Below are 24,258 nucleotides of genomic sequence, written 5' to 3' on the forward strand. Positions count from 1 at the left end.
GGAGGGTTCAGTGGAGTACGTTGAACAATCGGCTGTATTTGACGACGACGGTCTGACTGTCGACGCCCGGGAGGAGCAACCTGTCGAACCCGTTCGTCTGGTTGAAGACGATGAACAGGCCGGTGCCGGCGGTCTGGACCCAGCCGAACCGGAAGTTGGCGGACCACAGGTCGGCCGCATCGTTGTACTGGACGAGCGACTGCACGTAGAGGCTCGGCGTAAACGAATAGGACAGCCGCACCCGGAACAGGTTGGTCGTGAACCGCCCCCCGGGCAGGTCGACGATGTTGCGGCTCAGGCTCCACTCGGAGTTAAACCGGTCGCCCGAGCGCAACCGAAGGGTCGGCGAAAGCGCCACGCGATCGCCGCCGAAAAACCCGCCGATGACCGCCTGCATGCGTCCGCTCACCGCCTTGCCCTGATCGGTGAGGGCGACCAGCATGGCTTCCTGATGGTCGTAGGATCCGGCCGGCACGACCACGTCGTCGAGGATCGTAAAATCCTCCCGCACGCCTTCGTGGGTGATGTTCATGCCGGTATGAATCTCGAACCCGCTGGCCCATTCCCAGTGGTTGTCGATATGCATGAAGCCGCTTTCGTAGAAATCGTCGAATCCCCAGTACCCCGTGTAGCTGATGTGGGGGCGCAGCTCATGGAAACCGAAGAAGTCGGGCCGGTAGCGATGGAAGATCAGCACATTGCCGGAGCGGTAGGCCGTTCGCTGGAGAAAGCCGACTTCCGGGTTGAAGTTCTGCGCCACCTCGACGTAGCCGGCGTCGAGCAGCCAGCGTTCCGAGTTGTAGCCCGTGCCGATCCGGAAGGCGTACTGATCGTCCGACAACCCCGGCGTGACGCTGCGCGCCAGGAATCCCGACACCGAGCCGTAGCGTCCGATGCCCAGCTGCCCGTCGATCGAGACGAGGCGGTTGTAGTCGTCCGTGCCGGCGAAGTCGCCGACGCCCTGCCGGTTGGTGAACAGGCCGCCGATAAACGAGCGGTTGCGCAGCTCGCGCCGGACGCGCGCGACCCCGAAGTTATTTCCGGGGATGCCGGCTTCGCCGATCTGCGCCGTCTGCATGTTGAGAAAGCCGATCTTCATCCCGGCCGCATCGCCCGACACGCGCGCGCCGCCGACGATCGGGACTGCCTCCCCGTTGGGCCCGATGCCGATCCGCCGGCTGAAAAACAGCTCCACCGAGCCGGGCTGGCCGGCGGAGAAGATGCCGGCGTTCTCGAGGAAAAACGGCCTTTTTTCCGGAAAAAACAGGTTGAAGCGGTCGAGGTTGATCTGCTGTTCGTCTGCCTCCACCTGCGCAAAGTCGGTGTTGTAGGTCGCATCCAGCGTGAGGCTGGTCGTGAGGCTGTATTTGAGATCGACGCCAAAATCGGCGTCGGGGCCTACCCGCTCGAACGCATCGACCGGCACGTCGCGGCCGCCCTGCGCCAGGACGTAGGGGGTGATCTGGAGGTTGCGCGGGTCCGGGATGTCGAGCCCCTCGAGGGTGCCGGCGAGGGAAACGCGCGGCAGATCGAACTGCCGGGGCAGCGGGGCCCAGAACGCCTTCTCGCGCATGCGGCGGATGGTGCGCTGGAAATTGACGCCCCACACCTGCGCCTCGCCGCTCGTGAACCGGAGGGTTCGGAATGGGATGGCGAACTCGGCGCTCCAGCCGTAATCGCCGATTTCGGTCTGGACTGTCCACGAGCCGTCCCAGTTGACGTTGACGCCGCCGCCCGAGCCGGCCTGCGCGCGCGGCCCGCCGGCAAAGCCGCCGCCCGAGCCCTCGTTGCTGACCTGCGCGTCGTATTCGACGCCGGCGGGATTCGTCCCGAAGATGAAGCCGTTCTGGAGGTCCCGATAGGTATCCAGCACCATCCGAAAGCTGTCCATGTCGTCAAGCGCCGCGTCGCGCCGGCTGTCCGCCACGATGATCTGATCGGGCGATCGGTCGTAGCAAACGACGCCGACATACAGCATATCATTGGTATACACCACGCGGACGATCGTCTCCTCGGTCGCCGGTTGCCCTTCGTCGGGGGTGGTCTGGCTGAAGCCGGCAATCTGGGGGGCGTCGCGCCACGCCGGGTCGCCGAGCACATTCCCATCGATGGCGGGCAGGGTGGCGGCCTTCATCGCCTTGGCCACCGGCGCCATGGTTTCGGGCGCACGGTAGGAAGCCGCCGGCTGCGCTACGGCGCGCCCTGCTCCGACAAACCCGACACATACAACCAGACAGAGAACACCCGTCAATCGATACAACGTACGCATGGACAAGAATGGGGTACAAATGGGGTAAGAAGGCCACTGAGACGTTTCGCGTTTTACGCCGTATGGGGCCGGCACGCGGCCTCCCGCCAGGGAAGCACGTCTGGAATGCGTGCAAGATACACAATCCCGGGGACCGGGTATCTGCATTTCTGCTTGCAGGGGGTTAATTTCGGGGGAAATACCTGAATGTGCGCGCAAATCCGGCGGCCGTTCGTGAAGCTCACCATGCTCTCTCTGCACCGATGAAACTCGTCTCCCTTCTCCTGGTCATGACCTTGATCGTGGCCTACCGGGCCGGCGCCCAGTCGAACACGCCTCCCCTGACCGTCCGCACCGCGCAGGGCCTCGTCGAGGGCGTTTCGGAATCCGGCGTGCGCGCCTTCAAGGGCATTCCGTTCGCGCAGCCGCCGGTCGGCGATCTGCGCTGGCGCGAGCCGCAGCCCGCCGAGGGGTGGGACGGCGTCCGGAAAACCGATCGCTTCGGTCCCCGCTGCATGCAGCGGCCGCTCTTCGGCGACATGAACTTCCGCTCGGACGACATGAGCGAGGACTGCCTGTACCTGAACGTCTGGACGCCCGCGACCTCGCCCGACGATCGCCTCCCCGTGCTGGTCTATTTCTACGGCGGCGGCCTCTTCACCGGCGACGGCTCCGAGCCCCGGTACGACGGCGAGCGCATCGCGCGCGAGGGCATCGTCTCGCTTACGGCCAACTACCGGCTCAACATCTTCGGCTTCTTCGCGCACCCCGAACTGACGGCCGAGTCGCCGAACCGCGCCTCGGGCAACTACGGCTACCTCGACCAGAAGGCGGCGCTGGAATGGGTGCGCGACAACATCGCGGCGTTCGGCGGCGACCCGGATCGGGTGACGATCGCCGGCGAGTCGGCCGGCTCGGTGTCGGTCAGCGCGATGATGATGTCGCCGCAGACGAAAGACCTCATCGCCGGCGCCATCGCGTCGAGCGGATCGCTCATGGGCACGCTCGCCGCCGAACCGCGCGCGGAGGTCGAAGCGAAGGGCGAGGCTTTCGCCGCCGCGCAGGGCGCCGCGTCGCTGGCGGCGCTGCGGGCCATCCCGGCAGACCAGATCCTCGAAGCCACGGCCACGCTCAATCCGGCGCATTTCACGTCGAGCATCGACGGGTATCTCATCCCCGAGTCCCCCGCCGCCCTTTACACCCGTGGCGAGCAGGCCCGGGTGCCCCTGCTCATCGGCTGGAATTCGCAGGAGATGGGCTGGCAGGCGCTCTTGGCCAACCGCGAGCCGACCGTCGCCAACTACACGGAGGTCGTCCGCGCCCTCTATGGCGACCACGCCGACGCCGTGCTCGACGTGTACCGCCCGCTCTCCGATGCCGATGTGATCCAGGTGGCCACCGATCTCGCGAGCGACCGCTTCATCGGGTTCAGCACCTGGAAGTGGGCCGATCTGCACAGCCGCACCGGGCAGCCGGTGTACCGCTACATGTACGCCCGGCCGCGTCCGGCCATGCGGCCTGAAATGGGTGACGCCGTGGCCGGTCTGGCCGGCGGGGTCGTCCGGGGCGAAGCCGCCCGGGCAAACCGCCCGCCGCCGGCCACGGGCGCCGTCCACTCGGCCGACATCGAATACGCGATGGGCAATCTATCGACAAACCGGGTGTACGACTGGCAGCCGGAGGACTTCACGGTTTCCGCCATCTTTATGGCCTATTATGCGAACTTCGTCAAGACCGGCAACCCGAACGGCCTCGGCGTGCCGGCGTGGCCGGCGCTCAACGCCGGCGGCGCGCCGCAGGTTATGCGCATCGACGCCGTCACCCGCGCCGAACCCGAGATGAACGCGGCCCGTTACCGCGTGCTCGACCGCCTCTATATGACCGCGCAATAACAGCCTTTCCTGATCCCCCATCCCGCTCCATCATGCGTTTTATCCGCCTCCTCATTCTGGCGCTCAGTCTGTCCTTTGCCACGGCGTCCGCCGCGCCGGCCCTCGTCGAGGGGCTCCAGACCGAGTACATGGAGACCCCTCTCGGGCTGGATATCGCGCGTCCCCGCTTCAGCTGGCGCATGACCGCGCAGGACGCCACGCGGGGGCTCATGCAGACGGCGTACCGGGTCGTCGTCCACGATGCGTCGGGCGCCGCGATGTGGGACTCGGAGCGGATCGGCGGGGGAATCTCGCACGGCATCGTGTACGCCGGCATGCCGCTCCAGCCCGAGACGCGTTACATCTGGACCGTGACGGTGTGGGACAACCTCGGCGGGCGATCCACCGCGTCCTCGTGGTTCGAGACGGGGTTGATGAACCCGGATATCGCCGCGTGGGACGGGGCGACGTGGATCGGCGGTGGCGACGAGGACCTGCCGTTTCAGGCGTCCTATTTCTCGGTCTACAAACTCGATTATGTCGTCCAGCTGGACGAAGGCGCGAGGTCGACGCGCGCCGGCCTGGTTTTCGGGGCCAACGACAGCCGGCTGATGGACGCGGACAAGAACCTGTTCGGCATCGAAAACCGCGAGGATGAGAGCTACGTGGCGATCGAGCTGGACATCGCGGGGCTGCAGCAGCCGGGCGGGCGGGCAGCCCTGCATGTCTACCGCGCCGGGTACCATCCGAGCGACAGCCCCCAGACGCCCTTCAAGTCGTACGATATCCCGCTGGAGGTGATCAGCGCGGCCAACGCCTACGCCCCGCACCGGGTCTTCGTCGAGTGCAACTTCGGGCTCTTCATGATCTACATCGACGCCGTGGATCCGGCGCATCAGATCACCCTGAGCGACGCACCGACCCAGGGCGGCGGCGGCCCGGGCGGCAACAGGGCGGCCCTGAATCTGAACCCCGTCGGCAGCGGCAACAACTTCATCAGCTTCCCGATGGTAGCGGAAATCGGTTTCCGGATGCCGGCGGGCCAGAAGGCGCGGTTCTCCGAGGTGGTGGTGCGGAACTACCGCGAGCCGTCGAATCCGCTGTTTAGCGAGGATCTGGCCGCGAGCGACTACAGCGGGCTCTTCGCCGGCGAGGCGGGCCTCCAGATCGCCGGCGGCGCGTATACCGTCGACGGCGGCAGCGCGGGGCGCCTCATCACCGCCGACCCGAGCCGGAACGCCATGCCGATGCTGCGCACCGAATTCGACGCGGCATCCAAGCCCATCGCACGCGCCCGGCTTTATGTGACGGCCCGGGGCATTTACGAGATGTACCTCAACGGCGAGCGCGTGGGCGAAGACTACTTCAACCCCGGCCTCACGCAGTACAACCGGCATCACATGTACCAGACGTACGATGTGACCGATCAGGTATCCGCCGGCAACAATGCGCTCGGCGCGATGCTGGCCGAGGGCTGGTGGAGCGGCAACATCACGTTCAGCGGCCAGAACTGGAATTATTTCGGGGACCGGCAGTCCCTGCTCGCCCGATTGGTCGTGACCTATGCGGATGGGACCACCGACGTTGTCACGACGCGGCCCGAAACCTGGTCGTTCTACAACGACGGACCGGTGCGGTATGGCAGCTTCTTCCAGGGCGAGATCTACGACGCGACGCGGGAAGCGGCCGTCGCCGGCTGGGACACCCCGGGCTACGCCGGCGCCGGCTGGAAGCCGGCCGTGGAAGTCCCGCTGGACGGCACGGCATTCCAGAACGAGACGCTCAACTACGACGACTTCGCGCTCGTCGCCCAGTTCGGCGAAAACCCCACCATCGTGATGCAGCGGGTGGCGGAGCGGGTGAACGAGGTGCGCCCCGGTGTGTTTGTCTATGACATGGGCCAGAACATGGTGGGCTTTCCCGAGATCGATATCGTGGGCGGTACGGCCGGCCAGCCCGTCACGCTGCGGTATGCGGAGGTCCTCTATCCCAACCTGCCCGAGCACGGCGACAACGTCGGGATGATCATGCTGGAAAACATCCGCGCCGCGCTCACCCAGGACATCCACATCATGAAGGGGGGCGACGAAACGATCCGGCCCCGGTTCACCTTCCACGGCTTCCGCTACCTCGAGATCACGGGCATCGACGAGGCGCTCCCGCTGACCGCGGTGCGCGGCAACGTGGTGAGCAGCATCGACCGGCTGGCGTCGATCTACGAAACGTCGAACCCGAAGGTCAACCGGCTCTGGCAGAACATCACCTGGTCGATGCGCGGCAACTTCCTGTCGATCCCGACCGACACGCCGGCCCGCAACGAGCGGATGGGCTGGAGCGGCGACATCAGCGTGTTCGCCCGCTCGGCAACCTATCTGGCCCACGCCAATCCCTTCCTGCGCCGACACCTGCTCGGTATGCGCGACGTCCAGCGCGCCGATGGGCGCTTCACCGATGTCGCCCCGATGGGCGGCGGGTTTGGCGGCACCCTCTGGGGCAGCGCCGGCGTCACGGTGGCCTGGGAAGCCTTCCAGCAGTATGGCGACCTCGACCTGCTCGCCGAGCATTTCGAAGCCGTTCAGCGCTACCTGGCGTTCCTCGACACACGGATCGATCCCGCCACCGGTGTTCTGAACGAAGGACCGCTCGGCGACTGGTTGAGCCCGGAGGGCAACAAAAACGACAACACGCTGCTGTGGACCGCCTACCAGATTTTCGACCTGGAACTGGCGGCCCGCATGGCCGAGGCGCTCGGGCGCGACGACGACGCCGGCCGGTACTGGCAACGTCGCGCCGAACGCAAGGCGCACTTCAACGCGACGTATGTGGACCCGGCCACGCATCGGACGATCGCCTCGGGCTTCCAGACACGCGGCTTCGGCGGCGGCGCGCCCAGGGCCGCCGGCGACGTGATCGACACGCAGGTCTCCTATGCCGTACCCCTCGCGCTGGGCGTGTTCAGCGAGGAAAACGCTCCGCACGCCGCCCGCCTCCTCGCCGAGTCGGTGATGCGGGAAAATGTCGACGACAGCGGCGCGACGCGGCCGGCGTATTCGCTGATGACCGGGTTTATCGGGACGGCGTGGATCAGCAAAGCCCTGTCGGATTACGGATACGACGAGGCGGCGTACCGGCTGCTCCAGCAGACGTCCTACCCCTCCTGGCTCTACCCCGTCGACCAGGGCGCGACGACGATCTGGGAGCGTCTGAATTCCTACACGATCGAGAATGGCTTCGGCGGCAACAACAGCATGAACTCGTTCAACCACTACTCCTTCGGGGCCGTGGGGGCCTGGATGTACAACTATTCGCTCGGCATCCAGCGCGACGCGTCCGCGCCGGGGTTCCGGCACTTCATCCTCCAGCCGACGCCCGATCCTACCGGCGCCATGACCTGGGCGCGCGGCCACTACGACGCGGTCTACGGGCGGATCGAGAGCGCCTGGGAGCGGTCGGGCACCGGTGTGACCTACCGGTTTACCGTGCCGGCCAACACGACGGCCACGCTGCGGCTGCCGGCGGCGTCGCCTCAAGCCGTCTCGGGAGACCTGACCGGGGCGCGTTGGGTGGGGATGGAAGCCGATCGGGTGGTCTACGAGCTGGCGCCGGGCGCATATACGTTCGTGGTGCGCTAAAACGTCATCCCGAGCCGCCACGCGTTCACGCCGGGCGTGTCGAGTCCCAACGTCATCCCGAGCCGCCACGCGTTCACGCGGGGCGTGCCGAGGGACCTCCCGGCCTGCATTCAACGTCGCTTCCTCGCGCATTCCGCCCCCCACGCTGAAGCGTGGGGGCTATGTTTTTGGGGGGCCAGGCGTGGGGGGCCAGGCGTGGGCTGGGCTTTTGCGCGATTACCGCGAAGTGCCTGTATCTGCGCGACAGGCAGTCAGCCCATCACCGCTGCCCGGGGCGATACCGGCCTACGAAGCCGATCAGCGCGCCGCCGATGGCCAGCCCCAGCACTCCGCCGGCGGCATTGAGCCACCGCCCATCCGGCAGCGCCACCGCGATGAGCAGGAGCAGCCCTCCCATGACCAACGTGAGCCGGCCGGCAAGCCGGTACGCGCGCGCACCTCGCAGATCCGCCGGCTCGCCCGAATCCAGCACCGGCGTCTTCAAATCAGCCTCCAGGGCTTCGACACGCGCCGCGTACCATGCCGGACGCCGCTTGAAGACCATCGACCCGAGAAAAACGAGTGCGCTCACGCCGACGCCGACGAGCGTGTTCATCTCATACCGCCCCAGCTCCAACCCGGCGACATGGACGGTGAGCGGCGTAAAAAAGGCCCCGAACGAATCCACCGGGATGCCCTGCGCATGATTCGCCGCCATGGCCGCCGCAAAGATCGCGACGACGCCGGCGCCGAACGAGGCCATGCCGGACCACCACGGCGTGCGCGTGATGACAAGCCCGAGCATCAACGGCACGAACATCGCCGGCCGGTAGAGCGAATCGGCGCGCAGGTAGACGTCGAACGCCCCGCCGTACCGCTCCATCGTCAGCGCCATCCAGATGGCGAAGATCCCCATCACGGCCACGGCGCCCCGCGCAAAGACCAGCTGCGCGCGATCGGACGGGGCCTGGCCCCGCAGCCGGCGCGCAACCGGCACATACGCGTCGTGCGTCACGACGGCGGAGAGCCAGTTGATCGTCGTATCCACCGAACTCATCGTGGCGGCGAAGATGGCCGCCACCATAAACCCGAGCAGTCCGTGCGGCAGGACGGCAAGGGCGAGGGTGACGAACGCCGCCTCCGACGGCTCGCGGAGCTCGGGCCAGAGCGACGCCATGTCGGGAAACAGGATGGGCGTCGCCATCACGGGGAGGATCCACATCAGGGGGAGGACCAGGCCGAGGCCGGCGCACCAGAGCGCCATCTTCCGCGTGTCGCGCTCGTTGGGGACGCTGTAATAGCGCTGCGCAATGTGCCAGTTGACGTTGTAGCCCATCACGATGTTGACCAGATACGCGCCCCAGAACAGCGCCGGCCGGCCCGTCAGCGACAGGTCGAAATACCCCTCCGGCGCATCCCGCGCGAGGCGGGCGATGCCGGCGGTCAGGCTGCCATCCCCCAGAAAGACATAGGCGATCGGGAGCAGAAGCAGCGTGACGAGCAGGAGGATGACAAACTGGAGCGCGTCCGTCACCATCACTGCCCAGAGCCCGCCGAACAGGGTATAGATCACCATCACGCCGCCGGTCGCGAGGATCGAAAGCTGGAAGCCGTTGACCTGCGCCACGCCGAGGTCGAACGTCGCCGCGTTGAAACCCAGCGCCGTGGAGACGAAGATGCACAGGGTGTAGATGAGGATGCCCAGCGTCAGCACGTTGGGCACGACGGCGAGGAGCGTGTAGAAGTAGGTCGTGCTCGTCGAAAACCGCCGGCTCAGAAACTCCATCGGCGTGTCGATGCGCGTCCGCCGCCAGAGCGGACCGTACACCGCCCACCCGAGCAGGTACGCGGGCGCCGCCAGCGTAAATAGCACCAGGGCGCCGCCCCCGTCCTTGTACGTCACCCCGGCGGCCCCGACAAACATGAACGCCGAAAACCCCGAGATGAACAGCGACACCATCGACAGCCCCCAGGGTATCCGCCCGCCCCCCTTGAAGTAATCCCCCGTGTCCCGATTGAACCGCGCCACATACACCCCCGCGCCGGCGACGAGGAGCAGGTAGAGACCGATGACGGCGTAGTCGAGCGGGTTGAGGAAACGCAGGTCGGGCGGATCGGGGATCGCAAATCGTACATCGTACATCAGTCCGATTCCCATCATGCCGTTGCCTGCCAGGCGGTTCTCATCTTGCGGCCCGGTAATGCATGTTTTGCGATCTTCGATTTACGATTTACGGCTTGCCTTCAAACAGATCTCTCCCCTTCACCAGCGCGCGCATCTTCGCATCGGCAATGGAGCGTTTGAGCATCCAGAAGCCGCAGTCGGGGTGGACGTACCGGATGCGTTCGACGCCGACGGCCTTCGCGGCGGCTTCGATCCGGCGGGCGACGAGTTCGGGCGACTCGACGACGGTTTTTTTGATGTCGATCACGCCGATGCCGAGGCCAATTTCAGGGCGGACGTCGTTCAGATAGGCCAGCTCTTCCTCGCCGCGGTAGGCGAACTCGAGCACCATGTGGTCGGTGTGCAACTGATTGATGTAGCCGATGAGCGACTGCCAGTGGCCCTTCTGGATCGACTGCCCGCCGTAGTTGCCGAAGCACATGTGCACCGCCGGCGTGTTCGGCACGGCGTCGAGCATGACGTTGAGCGCGCTGGCGGCCCAGTCGGCCTCCTCGGGTGAGCCCGTGATGTTGGCTTCGTCGAGCTGCACGATCTCGGCGTCGATCTCGCGGATCTGCGCGGCGATCACGCCTGCGAGGGCGTGCGCCAGCTCCGGAACGTCGCTGTAGTGATGGTCGAGCAGCGTCTTGCTGAGCATGTGCGGCCCGGTGACGGTGAACTTGAGCGGCGTAGCGGTGAGCCGGCGGACGCGGCGGTAGTCGTCCACCAGATTGAGCATCCCCTCCCCGAGCGGCCCCTCGACGACGGCGGCTGGCTTCGTGCGAAAGCCCATCCCCTGCTTCTTCCGAAAATCCTCGGCGTCCTTGCGAGTGACCCGGCTCCGGATCCCTTCCAGCGGCTTCACGAAGTACTCGATCATCCCGTTCGTTTCGGGATGGTTGATGTCGAAGCGGTACAGCTCGCCGTCGGCGATGACGTCGAGGCCGGCGAGTTCCTGGGTTTTGAGGACGACGCTCGTGGCGTCGTTGAGGGCCTGCTGGCTGGGCGCGGCCACGAGCCAGTCGATGATCGGGTAGCTACCTACGACGGTTGTTTTAATCACGATAATCAGTTTCGGGTAGATGGTTTACAGCGTGACGCCCCGGCGGGACGTCGTGGAGGCGGGTGGCGATCGCCACCTGGCGGCAAGACGTTACAGCGCCGGCATGACGTCCTGGACGTCGCAGCGGTTCATCCAGCTGCCTTCCTTCAGGTAGTGCACGGCCCACGCGCGGCGGTAGCGGACCTTCGACCGGTTGCCGTACGATCCGTGGATCGTGTGGCCGTCGAAAAAGACGCCGCCGCCTTTCGGGACCGTCAGGCGAACGATCTCCTCCGGCCGGATGTCCTCGATCTCGAAGGAGTACATCTTCTCGACCCACTCACGGCCGTTCCGGTCGCGCATCGGGTAGTCCATTTCCCACGCGTCGTGCTCGTCCGCATTCTGGTTCTTGTGCGTCCGGTACAGACCGCGCTTGTGGCTGCCCGGCACCACGCAGAGGCCGCCGTTTTCGGCGTCGGTGTCGCCCAGGGCGAGCCAGCATGCCGTCAGCGTCGCCGGCTCGCAGGGCAGGTAGTGCAGGTCCTGATGGAGCGCCACGCCGCTGCCGCCCACCTCGTGGTCGCCGGCGGGTTTTTTCTCGAGGTACATCGTCTGCACGATCATCGGCCGGCCGCCGACGATCTGCGCGATGCCGCCCGCCACGTTCGGGTGGGTGGCGAGGTAGTGCCACTCGGGATCGGATTTGTGATGCAGGAGGTCCTGCCGCCAGCCGGCGGGCTTGGCTTCCTGCTCGTAGGCGACGAAACGATCCACCTCTTCATCGGACAACAACCCGTGCACGACGAGGAAGCCGTCGCGTTCGTACTGCGCCAGCTGTTCCGGGCTGAGCGGCCCGTTCTTGTATTCCATGGTTATGAGCGTCTGGTTGATGGCGAGCGCGTCCGGCATCCTGCCGGCCCTATTCATCCCCGATCAGCACCGGGAAGCGCGTCCCGCGGAGCGGTTCGCCCTTTCGGCTGGTGATCGTGCCGTCGAACGGGTTGCCCATCTTTTCATCGGCCGCGTAGGTGATGCCTTCCGGGATGTAGATGGTCACGAACGCGCGTCGCGTCTGCTGGGTGGTGTTGGCGTTCGCGTAATGGAAGGTGAGGCCGTGGTGGAACGTGCAGCTGCCGGCCTTCATCTCCACGGGGACCGGCTTCCACAGCGCGCGCTGCTCGGCGCTGAGGAGATCGAACAGGGCCTTGCCGTCCGGCCCGAACGAGATCGGTTCGAACTCGCCCCACCGGTGCGATCCGGCGATGAACTGCATGCAGCCGCGTTCGATCGTCACGTCGTCCAGCGCCATCCAGCACGAAAACATGCCGCCCTCCTTCGACGGCCAATAAGGCTGGTCCTGGTGCCACGGCGAAGGAGCGCTCGGCCCCGGCTCCTTCACCAGCGCCTGATCGTGGTACAGGCGCAGCGACGAACTGCCCGACAGCCGCTGCGCGATGCCGGCTACTCGCTCGCCAAACACATACGCCTTCACCTCGGGGTACAGCTCCCACAGGTTGAGCATCTGGAGGATCTTTTCCTTCTCGCCGGTGGGAGTGGCGCCGGCCAGGTCACGCGCCAACGTTTTTCGCTCCTGCACGGCCTTCGCCAGTCCGCCGCGGAGGTATTCCACTTCGTCCATCGAGAGCACGTCATCGAACTGGACGTACCCGTTTTCCCGAAAAAAGGCCACCTTCTCGTCGGAGACGGGGTATGGGCCTGAAAATAGCGCTTGCATCGCGTTCAAGGTTCAAGGTTTATGGTTCAAGGGCATTTGAAGGGGTCAGGTCGCACGCGATACGTTGCCATATCCTTGGACGTTAAACCTGAATCCTTAAACAGCCCGCCGTTAATCGGCGGCGGGCGCAAATGTCATGTCGAACACCAGCGTCCCGAACATGCCGGCGGAGGTCCAGCGTTTTCCATCGTCGTCCGAGTAGAAGATGCCGGCCTCGACGGTGGCGACCCAGATGCGGCCGCTGACGTCCGGGTCGAAGATGACTTCGTAGAAGTCGTCGACCGGGAGGCGGTCTCCGGTGCGTTTCCAGGTGCGGCCGCCGTTGGCGCTGATGAGCACCCCGGTATCCCAGCCCACGGCGGCCATGCGCCGGGCGTTCGCCGGGTCGATGGCGACGCCGTAGAATGTCTGCTGCTGCGTCCGCCCCCGGGCCCGCGTCCACGTCCGCCCGCCGTCGTTGGAGGCCATCACGCCGCCTCGGGCCATGCCGGCGAGCCACACGCCGGGCTCGCTGGCGCTTTGCTGGATATCCATCACGTCGTCGACCTCGGCGACACGCGTCCAGGTCGCGCCGTCGTCCTCGGAGCGGTACAGGCCGTGTTCGGCGCCGGCGAGCAGCCGGCCCGATGCGGAGCGATCCACCTCCACCGCCTGCACGTACCGGTTCAGCACCTCGCCGCCGATAAAGGCCCAGGTGTCGCCGCGATCGTGGGAGCGCCAGACGCCGTCGGCCGACGAGAGGTAGATGCGTTCGGGCCGCTGCGGATCGACCTCCACGTCCTGCACTTCCGTGATCCGCCAGTCCGTCACGATGCGCCAGCTTGCGCCACCGTCGAACGAACGGAGCAGGCCGTTGCCGGCCGCCAGATAGATCGTGCGCGGGTCGGAGGGGTCGAACGCGATCCCGAATACGCGAGGAATCTTCCAGCCGATATGGGTCCAGGTGCTGTCGCCGGCAAATACGTGGAAGCCGGCGTCGGTGAGCGGCGCGCCCACCACATAGCCCTTGTTCTGGATGAGGCCGGCGTAGAGCCGGTGCTGCGCGCGGGCGGGTGCGACCAAACCGGCGACCAGCAGGCCGGCGAGCAGTACGCCCCTCGCCCGGGCTGGGATGATCCGGGTCATGGCGTTACCGTGTCTGTGATCGTCAGATCGGTGAAATCGAGGACGCGGCAGGCGCGCTCGTAGCAGATTTCCAGCTTCTGGCTGCCTCGATCCGCATTCAGGAACGGCCCCTCGAACAGCGGCCAGCCGGCGTAATCGAGCGGCGTTCCATCGACGGTCATGGGCTCGCCATACCGCGCGTGGAGCCGGGCGCCGGCCAGTGTGGTGAACGAGACCTCCGGCACGGGCTCGGTCGCGGTATGCAGCGGCAGGGCGCGGACGGCCTCCTTGAAGCCCTCCCACGACGCATAGCGGCCGGCCGGCGCCACCTGGACGACGGCGCCGTTCTTCAACTGCCCGCTATACCATCGCCAGTCGCCGGCGTCATTTTGCTCCCAGGCATAGCCGGCGAGGGGGAAGAAGGCGATGTACGCGTCGCCGCCCCGGGCGAAGATCCAGCCGGAAGGGTCTTCCTCCCGCTTCGTGAGATCGCGGGAGAAGAAGGCGTTCACCACCGGAAACCGGTTTCCTTTCGGGATATCGTAGAGGGCGATCAACGCATCCTCGTGCTGCGCCACCTGCTCGTAGGGGGAGCCGCCCGTCCATTTCGTCGGCTCGTCATATTCCTTTTTCGAGCGGACGATCAACTCCGTCACCATATCGGGATGCTCGGCGAAATACATGGTGCCTTCTTCGGGATTGGAGTAGGGTTGCACTGTAAAAAATGTGTTGTGCGCGCCCCGCGGATCGTCCACCGTCCACATCAGGCTCCACGTCTCCTGCTGGATCGGCTGGAGGAGCCCGCCCTGGCTCGATCCGAGAACGTATTCGGGGCGCATCCAGGTGTACTTGTAGACCGGCGCGTTCCGGACGTCGCTGTTCCGCCACCGGTGGCGCGTGCGTTTCAATTCGCGATGCGCGTAGGGGGTGGCGCGATCCGTCGCGATCTGGTACAGCAGGTAAGGCGGCTCGTAGCCGCTCTGGGCCAGGATGTAGGATTCACCGCTCGGGCCGAACGGCATGTTGCCCCACATCAGCCACGCGAAACGCGGCGAGGCGGAGAGCCATTGTTCGGTGACGCCGCGTTCGTAGATGCGGCTGTGCGCGCCGCCGTAATAGCCTCCCAGACTCTCCGCCGCGTAGTCGGCGATCACATACTCCAGCATCATCCGGCCACGCTGGCGCATCTCGGGGTCGATCGCATACGCCGCGAGAAGCGCCATCGGGGCGATGTAGACCTTGATGTAGTGTGGCGAGTCGTATTCGCCCTGTCCGATCGTCGTCGCGAGGCGCATCCATTCGGTCAGGTATTCTTTGGCCTCGGCCATGTTTTCGCGCGACGATTTCCCGTTGTACCACCGGTCGCCGGCATCGTCCGGGTACTCCTGCGCCATCAGGTAGAGGGTCGAATAATAGAGCGCCCAGTGATTCTCGGTATCGCCGCGGTAGGGCATGTACGTCCGCCACAGGTCCCGCAACCGGGCCTTGTACGACGCCGGCAGCGTATCGCGGCCGGCGAACCAGGCGGTGACGAAGGGAAACATCCAGAACATGTCGCCGCTCGGCGGCTTCGCCAGGACCGAATCGATGCGGGCCAGCACCCAGTCCATGTCCTCCCCGCGCGTCAGCCGGGCCGCAATCTCGAAATAGCCGCCGGCGGACAGGTCCGTCGCCGGCACCCGGTGCGCATAAAAGGCGATCAACGAATCCCGCCGCGCCTGGTAGGCCTCGGAGTAGGCGCCCGGGGTGGATTGCGCGGAGGCCGGGACGGCGGTCGTCATCGCCAGCAGTAAACCGAGCGCTGCCGCCGCAATCGTCATCCCCGCGAAAGCGGGGATCCATGCAAGGCTCCGAGGTTGACGGCGAGAAAATCGTATCCAAAGACGATTTCGGAGTCCCATTTCGCGTTCAATTCGCTGCATGCCATTCACGGGCGGTTGGGCGCCAGTAGCGCGTTGAGGTCTTCTTCCATCCGCGGCAGCACCTCGTTGGCGGCGATCTGCCCGTAACAGAAACGTTCGATGTAGGCGCCGACGATTTCGAGGGCCTGCTGCATGCGCGGAAACGGTTTGAGGACGCGGAGATCCTGCGCGAGGAAGGTCCGCAGATACGGGTCGTCCTGGTAACGCGGCAGCGCGGCGACCGACTTGATGGTCGGGAGCGCGCCACCCACGATCGCGTAGCGGTCGTACACCTCGTGGCTCATCATGAAATCGATCAGCCGCCAGGCCTCTTCCTGGTGCGGGCTGTCGCCGCTGACGCTCCAGATATACGTCCCGCCGGCGCTGTACGACCCTTCTTCTGCCGGAATCGGGGCGACGCCGAAGTCGATATCCGGATAGTTTTCCTGCATCCATCGCACCACATGCACTTCCCGCAAAAACATGGCGACCCGCTGCTGCCCGAACCCCTGCTGGTCGCCTTCCAGCGTGACCGCGTCGATGTGCCGCTTGAACAGCACCTGGTCGTAAAAATCGATGGCCTTGCGCCCCTGGGGACTGTTGAGCAGGGCCCTGGTGCCGGCCTCGTCGAACGCCTCGCCTCCCGCCGAAAACAGGAAGGTCAGCCATTTTTCGGCCGTCCCCGGCTTGAAGCCTGTTTTGCGCAGCGAGAAGCCGGCGCGCTGGATGGCGCCGTCGGGCGACCGAACCGTGAGACGGTCGGCATAGTCGAGCAACTCGGACCACGTCCGCGGAGGCCGCTCGGGGTCGAGGCCGGCTTCGCGAAACATGTCCTTGTTGTAATACAGCACCGTCGGCGCGATGTCGCTCGTGATGCCGTACGACACGCCGCCGAAATACGGCGCATCGCGGATGGCCGGGTTGAGGCTCATCGAATCCGCGTACGCGGTGATAAAATCCGGCGCCGGCGACAGCAACCCGAAGCGCGCGAATTCGGCGACGACGCGGTCGTTGATGAAAAAGATGTCGGGCGCCTGGCCGCTCGCGAAGCGCAGCCGAAGCTTGATCTCGAAGTCCTTGAGCGAACTGCCTGGAAACTGCTCGAAGACGACGTCGATATCGGGATGCAGGCGTTCGTATTCCTGCTCGACCCACTTGAAATGGTCGACCTGGCCGGCGCTGATGAGGAGCAGATTGAACCGGATGACGGTCCGCCCATCGCCCGTCTCGCCGGCATCGCCCCCGCAGCCGGCGAGCAGCAGCATCGCGAAAGCGACGCCCAGAAGACGATATGTGCGGAGCGGATGCATCGGTCGGCGATCAGCCCTTGAGGCCGCTCATGGTAACGCCCTTGATAAACTGGCGTTGCATGAACAGGAAGAAGATCAGGATCGGCAGCACGGCCACGGTCGACGCCGCCATCATCTTCACGAACTCGGGGTTGTTGATGTCCGAGAAGCCGAGAATCCCGACTTCCACCGGTTTGAGCAGCTCGGAGTTGATCACGATCAGCGGCCACAGGAAGTCGCTCCACGACCACATGAAGAGGAAGATGCTGTAGGCCGCGAGCGTGGGCCGGATCAGCGGGAGGACGACGCTCACGTACGAACGGAACAGCCCGCACCCGTCGATTCGGGCCGCATCCAGCAGGTCGTCCGGGATGCTGGCGATCGTCTGGCGAAACAGGAAGATCCCGAAGGGCTCCATCAGCCCCACGACGGCGACGGCCCAGTACGTATCCACCCAGCCGAACTGCACCATCATCTCGTACAGCGTCAGCATCTTGATCTGGAAGGGAATCATCATCGTGGCGATGATGCTCCAGAAGATCCAGTCCTTGCCCCGGAACGAGGTTTTGGCAAACAGGAAGCCGGCGAGCGAGCAGAAGAAGAGGCCGGGCAACAGGCGCATGCCGGTGTAAATGGCGCTGTTGAGGAAATAGCGCAGCATCGGCCGTTCGGTGAACACGGCCCGGTAGCCATCCCACGTCAGGGGGTCGGGCCAGAGGTTCTTGAGCACGGCGAGCAGCTCGCGCGGCGTGTTGAAAAACGCTTCGGCGTTCGCCGGCGTCTTGAGCGAGGTCAGCGCCATCCAGATGAGCGGCCCCACCATCGCCAGACTGCCCAGAATGAGCACGGCGTGCACAATCGCGTCGACCAGCGGGGTTTTCCGCTTGATGGCGCCCGAGGCTATGTGTTTTCCGTCGCTCATGCCTTCTCTGCTCCGAGCCGCCACTGGGCGTAGGCCAGCACCCCGATAATCGCCAGCAGGATGACCGCCGCCGCCGAGGCATACCCCATCTCGTCGTACTGAATGCCCTGTTCGTAGATATGGTAGACGACGGTGCGCGTCGCGTTGAGCGGTCCACCCTGCGTCATGGCGAGCACGGTAGTGAACACCTGGAACGAGCGGATCACGGCGGTGATGCAGACCAGCACCACGATCGGACGCAGCTGCGGCAGCGTGATGAACAGGAAATCCTGCCACGAACTCGCCCCGTCCAGGCTCGATGCTTCGTAGTACGAATCGGGTATCGCCTGGAGCGCCGCCGAGAACAGCACGAGATCGAAGCCGATGTTTTTCCACACCGTCAGCGCGATCAGCGACGGCAGGGCGAGCGACTCGCTCAGCAGCCAGGCCTGCGGGCTGAAGCCGAAATAGGTGAGGATGAAGTTGAAGAGCCCGTTCGAGGCGTACAACCAACGCCATACCATGGTGGTGGCGAGGAGGGATACGACGACGGGGATAAAAAAGAGCGTCCGGTAATATTTTGCCCATCGACCCGTTCGCTCCACGAGGATGGCGAAAAAGAGCGCGAGCGCGACGCCGATCACCACGGCGGCCGTGACAAAAACGAGGGTGTTGCGGAGCGCCGACAGGAAGAGGAGATCCTGAAACTGGCGGATGTAGTTGTCGAGCCCCACAAAAGGCGTCTCCCGGCGAAGCAGCCCGTAGTCGAAAAAGCTGATGGCGAGGCTTTTTACGATCGGGTAGTACTGGAAGAGGATAAAAAACAGCAGGATCGGCAACAGCCACAACGCCGGCGCATGGCGGTCGGCGCCCGTTCTCAGACGAGATATGACGGTCGGCGTGGCTGGCATGTCAAAAGGCGGTCTCTCTCCCGCCCGGGTTAACGATAGGCGATATGGACTTCGGCGACGCCCTGCACGCGTCCACGGCATGTGGCGTACCGGCTGCCGGCGACATCGACGGCCTTGAACGCGACCGGGGCGCCGGCCCAGCGCACGGCGGCGGGCTGCGCGCCGGCGGGCAACAGCACCGACAGTTCGACCTCGGCGTCATCCGCCTCCATCGCCAGCGTGAGCGTCGTCGCCTCGGGGTTGTGCAGGTACCGGTACCCGAATCCCGCCCCGGAGGCGGCGTAGGCGACATGCACGGTCGCTTCGCGTTCGCCGGCGGCTTCCCACCGCGGCGCGCAGCGCACCCGCTCGAACGAATGGCCCCAATCCACGATGCCGCACAGCCCCTCGACCAGCGCAAAAAGCATCGCCGAAGACCCCCATCCGTCCGTCGGCTGCGCCTCCGGACTGGTGCTGGTCTCCACGCTCGCCGGCTCGCCGTTCGGGAAATACCACAGGTGGGTCTCACCCGACGAGGCCGTCATCATGTCGTAGGTCTGTAAGATATCGACCCCGTAGGACTCAAACCCGTGTTCAAACGCCGCGCGCGACAATTCGCCGCCCACCAGCGGCATGACGCCGCCGTTCACGTAGGCGCCGGGCACCAGCTTGTCCTCGCCGAAATGCCCTTTCGGGAAGGGCGGATCGATGCTGAACCACTCGGCGAAGGCGCCGGTCGACTCCTTGCGCCGCCGGTACTCCTCGAGGATGGCCCGGGCGATGGCCGGCGTGGCCATGCCCCGGTTGATGTCCATCGGATTGCTGAGGCTCAACTGCTCGGCCTCGTCGACGTCCGGGATCTCGACGGGGGTAAGTTTAAAAAAGTGGGTATAGAAGCGGCCGTTAAACAGGAGGGCGTTGGCGCGCTCGCGGAGGCCGGCCGCTTCCTCGCGCCAGGCGCCGGCCGCGCCGGCGCGTCCTGCGGCATCCAGGAGCGTCGCGAGAAGGTTCATCGCCTCGTAGAGCCCGCTGTTGTCGCCATGCATCAGCCCCCAGAAGGTATGGGGCGTGACCTGGAAATTGAGCCAGTCGTGCCGGCCTGCGGTATAGTCGAAGTCCCAGGTGTCGATCGTATACGCCCGCTTCACGAGGCGATGCGTCGGGTCCCAGCGCCAGGGATGCGTCATGGTGTAGCGCAACGCGCGCTCGCACGCCGGAATGAGCCCGGTCATCCAGGCCGTGTCCCCCGTCGCCTGCCACGCGAGGTAGACGGTTTTGACGAACCGGTATTCCACATCGGCTTCGACGGGCACCCGGACCCATCGCTCCCAGTTCTCGCGCGCCGTCGTCCAGGTCTCGGGGGCGGTGATGACGTAGTCGTAGATCCGGCCGTTCGCGGCCTGGGCGTCGGCGAAGCAGTCGGCCGCGCTTTTCAGATCCGCCTCGAAGTATTTGCCGGCGCGGAGCATGTCCGAATGGTCCCGGATCCACAACGCCGGGTTGTCCGGACTCCGGAAGCCGCGCACGAGCCGGCCGTCGATCGGCATTTCAACGATATCCGCGCGGAGAAAGGCAAGGAGCCGTTCGGCAAAAGCAGACCAGCGGCCGGATGGGGTGGAGATGTGCAGCAATTCGGTACGATTACGGTTGGCTCTATGGGACGGGAGTATGGAGGTGTGGGAGTGTGGGGGTATGGGGGATGCGGAGAGCACGAAGCACTCTCCAGATCACGCCCATACTCCCACCTCCCTTACACGCTCACCCCCGGCACTCCCGAAGACACCTCAGCGGTTGATCCGCAGCGTCAGCCGGCTCACGCTATCCAGCAGGTCCATCTGGGTGTACGCGTAGTCGATCGCGATCGCGTAGCCACCCATGGCGTACTGGATGCCGGCGCCGAAGGACGCCCCTTCGATCGTGTCGTTGATGGCGTCGCGACCGATCGCGCCGCCGTCATCCACACCGCTGTAGTTGAACTTGTACCCGCCGCGAAGGAAGAGCAGATCGTAGAACGACAGCTCCGCGCCGCCGAAGAGCAGCTGCTGGGAGTCGAGCGGTTTGATCGTGTCGAAGGCCAGCATGAGGCGCGTGTTCTCGGTGTTCACCGGGTAGATCGAGGTGCCGATCGAGAACGTCAGCGGAAGCGGATTCTCCTGGTTGTAGAAGGTCATGTCCGTCCCGAGGTTGCTCAGCCGGGCCGCGATCTGCCATCCCGAAAACCCGACGCTGTACACCGACCCGAAGTCGAACGCCACCGCGTTGGCGTTGACGCCGTCGATGGATTCGTTGACCACCTTGAACGTCGCGCCGAGCGAGAGCCGGTCGATGACGTACCGGGCGTACGACACGCTCACCGCCAGATCCTGGAAGTTGTACGTGCCACCGGTCTCGGTGTCGGTCACGAGGTTCTGGAGGATCGGATCCGTGTACCCGTTCTGGCGGTTGGCCGCGATGTCGGACACGCCGCCGAACTGGACGCCCAGCGTGATCGTGCCGGCATTCTGCATCCCGTAGCCGAACGCGACGGCGCCGTAATCGAGGCCGGCGATCCAGTTCGTGAACGAGAAGGCCGCGCTAAACGACTTGTCGGCGGGGAGCGCCGTGCCGGCGGGGTTCCAGAAGATGTTGTTCGCGTCCTGCGACATCGAACTGGCGGCGGAGCCCAGCGCGACTTCGCGTGCGCCGACGCCGATCTCGAGAAAGGCTGCGCCGCTGCGTCCCGCTTTTCGCTGCCCCATCGCCGGCCAGGCCACGAGGCCGGCCAGCATAAGCAGGACAAAGCTCTTTATGATCCTATTCATATCGTTCTCCTTTTAAAATCTGGTGACGCGCGATCGTTAGCGCAGGATCGCGAAATGTCCCGAGGCCTCTCCACCGTCGAACGCGACGTGGTAGAGATACAGCCCGCTCGACACCTCGACCCCATCCTTGGAGAAGAGGTCCCACGTATACTTGCCATCGACGGCTCCATCGACGACCGCCTGGAAGACGATCTGGCCGGAGACGTCGATGATCGTCAGCGTATAGTCGGCCGGGAGGTTGAGGAAGTCGATGTTGTGGCTGGCGGCATCGTTACGGATGTCGTTGAGCCCCGTGATCTTGTAGGGGTTCGGCGTCACCGTGACGAGGTCCGCCACCTGGCTGGGCGAAGCCACGGGGGGCGTCACCGTAAAGGGCGCTCCGATATTTTTAAAGGTCTGCGTGCCGGCTACGGGGAAGGCCGCGTTCCGGAACGCATACGGGTAGGTGCCGGCCCAGAGCGATTCGAGCCCGATCTCCCCGTTCGTCGCGCCCGGCGAGTTGCGGCCGTTACGGTTGAGGTTCGCGGATTCGATGTGGCCGACCGAGACCGGGCCTTGCGGGCCGGTGAACGAGCCTTCGATGTACGACGACACGTAGTACCAGTACGTGAACCCGGTGATCACCTGCTGATCGTCGTAGGCGTAGTCGTAGCCGTCGGTGGCGTCCAGGTACTGGCTCAGCTCGCTCGTCGGAATCTTGGCGACGAGTTCGTAGGTCCCCCACTCCGCGGGCTGGTACGAGCCCTGGATGTCGCCCTCGAAATAGACCTCGGGGTCGCCGACGTCGAAGTTCGGGTTGACCGGATCGAGGAACTGCGCGGCGTAGGGATCGCCGCCGGCTTCGTGCAGGTGCTGGTAGTTGTCCATCACGCGCATGCCGGCGTCGAGGTAGTTGGTGCGCTGGAACTGCGACGCGCGCCAGATCTTGTAGCCGTCGACCGGGGCGATGTCGCTCACATCCGTCCAGCGGATGAGGGCGCTGCCGTTTTCGGTGCTGATCGGCAGCATGTCCGGCGCCGGCGGCGTCGGCATGTCCGCGCTCACGTCCCAGCCGCGTGCCCACGCCCAGCGGGCGGCATCGACGGCATCCTTGACGCCTTCGAGGCGGAAGCCGGCGGCATGCACGAAGACGAGCGTCATCGATTCGCCCACTTCGAGCTTGAACGGACCGGTGCTGCTCTGCGGGGCCTGACCGAAGGTGTACTCCTTGGTGAAGCCCATGCCCTGGTTGTAGAAGTCGCCGCTGGCGGCGCCGGGGTTCCAGGCCGGCTCCCAGATCGGCTGCTCGATGGCGACCGCCGGGCTGATGTCCTCATGGGCGTACTTGAAGTCGCCGTTCGGACGCGCATCGGGGTTGCCGACGACGAAGGTCGAGATGTCGTCCGCCGTGCCGCCCGAGAAAAACGCCGGGTTCGGCGCGAGGCTCGGGAGGACGTCGCCGCCATTGGACAGCTTGCCGTAGTCTTCGTACCAGGTCGCGGTGGCGTTGCGGAAGGCGACGTCGGAGTTGTTCCGGTTCGAGAGGCCGCTCTGCCAGTGGACCGAGTTGTACCAGCCGCGCCGGCTGCCTTCGCCCACGGAGTGGGTGCCGAAGACGGTCGACTTGTCCGGCGTATCGAAGCTGATCGCGCCGAGGTCGGTGTCGTCGATCGATCCCTGGCGGGCGCCGACGAAGGTCCACGTGTTCCAGATGTCGCTGTAGCCGAGGCGCTGGTTCGTGTTGTCGATGCCGAACGAGCGGGCGCCGGCGGGCGGGTTGGCCCGGTTGGTCGTCGTCGTCGGGGACACGTTGGCCATCCAGACGAACATGTCGTACGGCGCGCCCGTTTCGTCCGGCGCGGCCACATACCCGAAGGTGCGGCCGGCGGCGATACAGTTACACCCGCGGTCGCCGGCGGTGCTGATCTGGATGCTCGGCGACACGTCGCCGGTCACCGTCGCCGCGATGCCGTCGATCACGTTGTTGGTCTCTTCCGCCACCCCGTTCGCATCGCTGTCGACGACGCCGGTGTTGGTCATCGTGATTTCGATGGCGACGAAGTCGTTCAGGTTCTGCTCGTTCGAGCTGTACTGGTGCGCGCGGATCTTGTAGTCGATGCCCGCGCTGGTCGGCCAGCCGGCTTCGTAGATCATGTGCGTGCGGGTGGCGTCGGTAAACCGCGCCGGCCGCATGTAGTCGCGGGTCGGGTCGCCGGCGCCGACGACGTCCGGCCCGTAGGTCGGAAACATGAACCGGCTCGTCCCGCCGGCGCCATTGGCGTCGGTCGTGCCGTCGAGGTCGCGCAGGCGGTTACCCGGCGCATACCCGGCCCAGCCGTCCTTGTCGAACACGCTGAAGAAAAACAGCGGGGAGTTACGGAAAGTGTTGGTGTAGGGATACCCGGACGGCCAGGACCCGATGGGTTCCTGCCAGTTGCCGGTGGACCCGAGCATCATGATGTAGTTGAGGCCGATGCCGGCGAAGCGGCTCCGCAGCAGGTTGGGCACTTCCGCGTTGAACGGGTGCACCGTGCTCCAGAAATCGCCGGCGGTCAGATAGCCGGATCCGACGCGCTCAACGGCCGACGTCCTGTAGTTGAGCAGCGACGAGGGCATGCTGCGCTTCTGCGCGACAGCCTGCCCGGCCGATGCCGCAACGAGGAGGCCGATTAAGCCGATCTGCAAGAGGTTCTTCTTCATAACACGATCGAATATCAAATGC

15 protein-coding genes are annotated in these 24,258 nt (G+C 65.4%); 2 read left to right on the forward strand and 13 right to left on the reverse strand.

The annotated features are described in order from the left end of the window. Positions 1-7 precede the first annotated feature (7 nt). Positions 8-2,269, reverse strand: coding sequence for a DUF5916 domain-containing protein (locus tag R2834_01785; GenBank protein ID MEZ4699033.1), 2,262 nt, complete (start codon positions 2,267-2,269; stop codon positions 8-10). Positions 2,270-2,511: 242 nt separating this feature from the next. Between R2834_01785 and R2834_01790 the strand changes: the two genes are divergently transcribed. Continuing rightward, positions 2,512-4,140 carry a carboxylesterase family protein gene (locus R2834_01790; protein MEZ4699034.1) on the forward strand — a complete coding sequence of 543 codons (1,629 nt, stop codon included), beginning with the start codon at positions 2,512-2,514 and terminating at the stop codon, positions 4,138-4,140. Between the two features lie 32 nt (positions 4,141-4,172). Further along, the gene (locus R2834_01795) at positions 4,173-7,751 is read left to right on the forward strand and encodes a family 78 glycoside hydrolase catalytic domain (protein ID MEZ4699035.1); all 3,579 of its coding nucleotides are present in this window, start codon (positions 4,173-4,175) and stop codon (positions 7,749-7,751) included. Positions 7,752-8,010: 259 nt separating this feature from the next. Here the strand turns inward: R2834_01795 and R2834_01800 are convergent, their stop codons facing one another. From R2834_01800 to R2834_01855, 12 genes are all read right to left on the reverse strand, one after another. Then, complete coding sequence (locus R2834_01800) at positions 8,011-9,891, reverse strand: hypothetical protein (GenBank protein ID MEZ4699036.1); 1,881 nt, start codon at positions 9,889-9,891, stop codon at positions 8,011-8,013. A 70-nt stretch (positions 9,892-9,961) separates the two neighbouring features. Further along, positions 9,962-10,957 (reverse strand): cobalamin-independent methionine synthase II family protein, encoded by a 996-nt coding sequence (locus R2834_01805; protein ID MEZ4699037.1) that lies wholly within the window; start codon positions 10,955-10,957, stop codon positions 9,962-9,964. Positions 10,958-11,047: 90 nt separating this feature from the next. Beyond that, positions 11,048-11,806, reverse strand: a complete 759-nt coding sequence (locus R2834_01810) for a phytanoyl-CoA dioxygenase family protein (protein ID MEZ4699038.1) — start codon at positions 11,804-11,806, stop codon at positions 11,048-11,050. Between the two features lie 49 nt (positions 11,807-11,855). Continuing rightward, positions 11,856-12,671 (reverse strand): phytanoyl-CoA dioxygenase family protein, encoded by an 816-nt coding sequence (locus R2834_01815; GenBank protein ID MEZ4699039.1) that lies wholly within the window; start codon positions 12,669-12,671, stop codon positions 11,856-11,858. Between the two features lie 111 nt (positions 12,672-12,782). Next, positions 12,783-13,796, reverse strand: a complete 1,014-nt coding sequence (locus tag R2834_01820) for a hypothetical protein (protein MEZ4699040.1) — start codon at positions 13,794-13,796, stop codon at positions 12,783-12,785. After that, entirely contained in the window at positions 13,793-15,556 is a 1,764-nt protein-coding gene (locus R2834_01825; GenBank protein MEZ4699041.1) for a hypothetical protein, read from the reverse strand. The genes R2834_01820 and R2834_01825 overlap by 4 nt, the downstream gene beginning before the upstream one ends. A gap of 146 nt (positions 15,557-15,702) precedes the next feature. Then, positions 15,703-16,986, reverse strand: a complete 1,284-nt coding sequence (locus R2834_01830) for an ABC transporter substrate-binding protein (protein ID MEZ4699042.1) — start codon at positions 16,984-16,986, stop codon at positions 15,703-15,705. A gap of 10 nt (positions 16,987-16,996) precedes the next feature. Next, the gene (locus R2834_01835; protein ID MEZ4699043.1) at positions 16,997-17,887 is read right to left on the reverse strand and encodes a carbohydrate ABC transporter permease; all 891 of its coding nucleotides are present in this window, start codon (positions 17,885-17,887) and stop codon (positions 16,997-16,999) included. Continuing rightward, positions 17,884-18,777, reverse strand: coding sequence for a sugar ABC transporter permease (locus tag R2834_01840; protein ID MEZ4699044.1), 894 nt, complete (start codon positions 18,775-18,777; stop codon positions 17,884-17,886). The genes R2834_01835 and R2834_01840 overlap by 4 nt, the downstream gene beginning before the upstream one ends. Positions 18,778-18,806: 29 nt before the next feature. After that, complete coding sequence (locus tag R2834_01845; GenBank protein MEZ4699045.1) at positions 18,807-20,387, reverse strand: hypothetical protein; 1,581 nt, start codon at positions 20,385-20,387, stop codon at positions 18,807-18,809. A 153-nt stretch (positions 20,388-20,540) separates the two neighbouring features. After that, entirely contained in the window at positions 20,541-21,557 is a 1,017-nt protein-coding gene (locus tag R2834_01850) for a PorV/PorQ family protein (GenBank protein MEZ4699046.1), read from the reverse strand. Positions 21,558-21,593: 36 nt separating this feature from the next. Next, positions 21,594-24,236, reverse strand: a complete 2,643-nt coding sequence (locus R2834_01855; GenBank protein ID MEZ4699047.1) for a hypothetical protein — start codon at positions 24,234-24,236, stop codon at positions 21,594-21,596. Positions 24,237-24,258: the final 22 nt, after the last annotated feature.

It is taken from the genome of Rhodothermales bacterium, from assembly GCA_041391505.1.
Taxonomy (GTDB): Bacteria; Bacteroidota; Rhodothermia; order Rhodothermales; family JAHQVL01; genus JAWKNW01.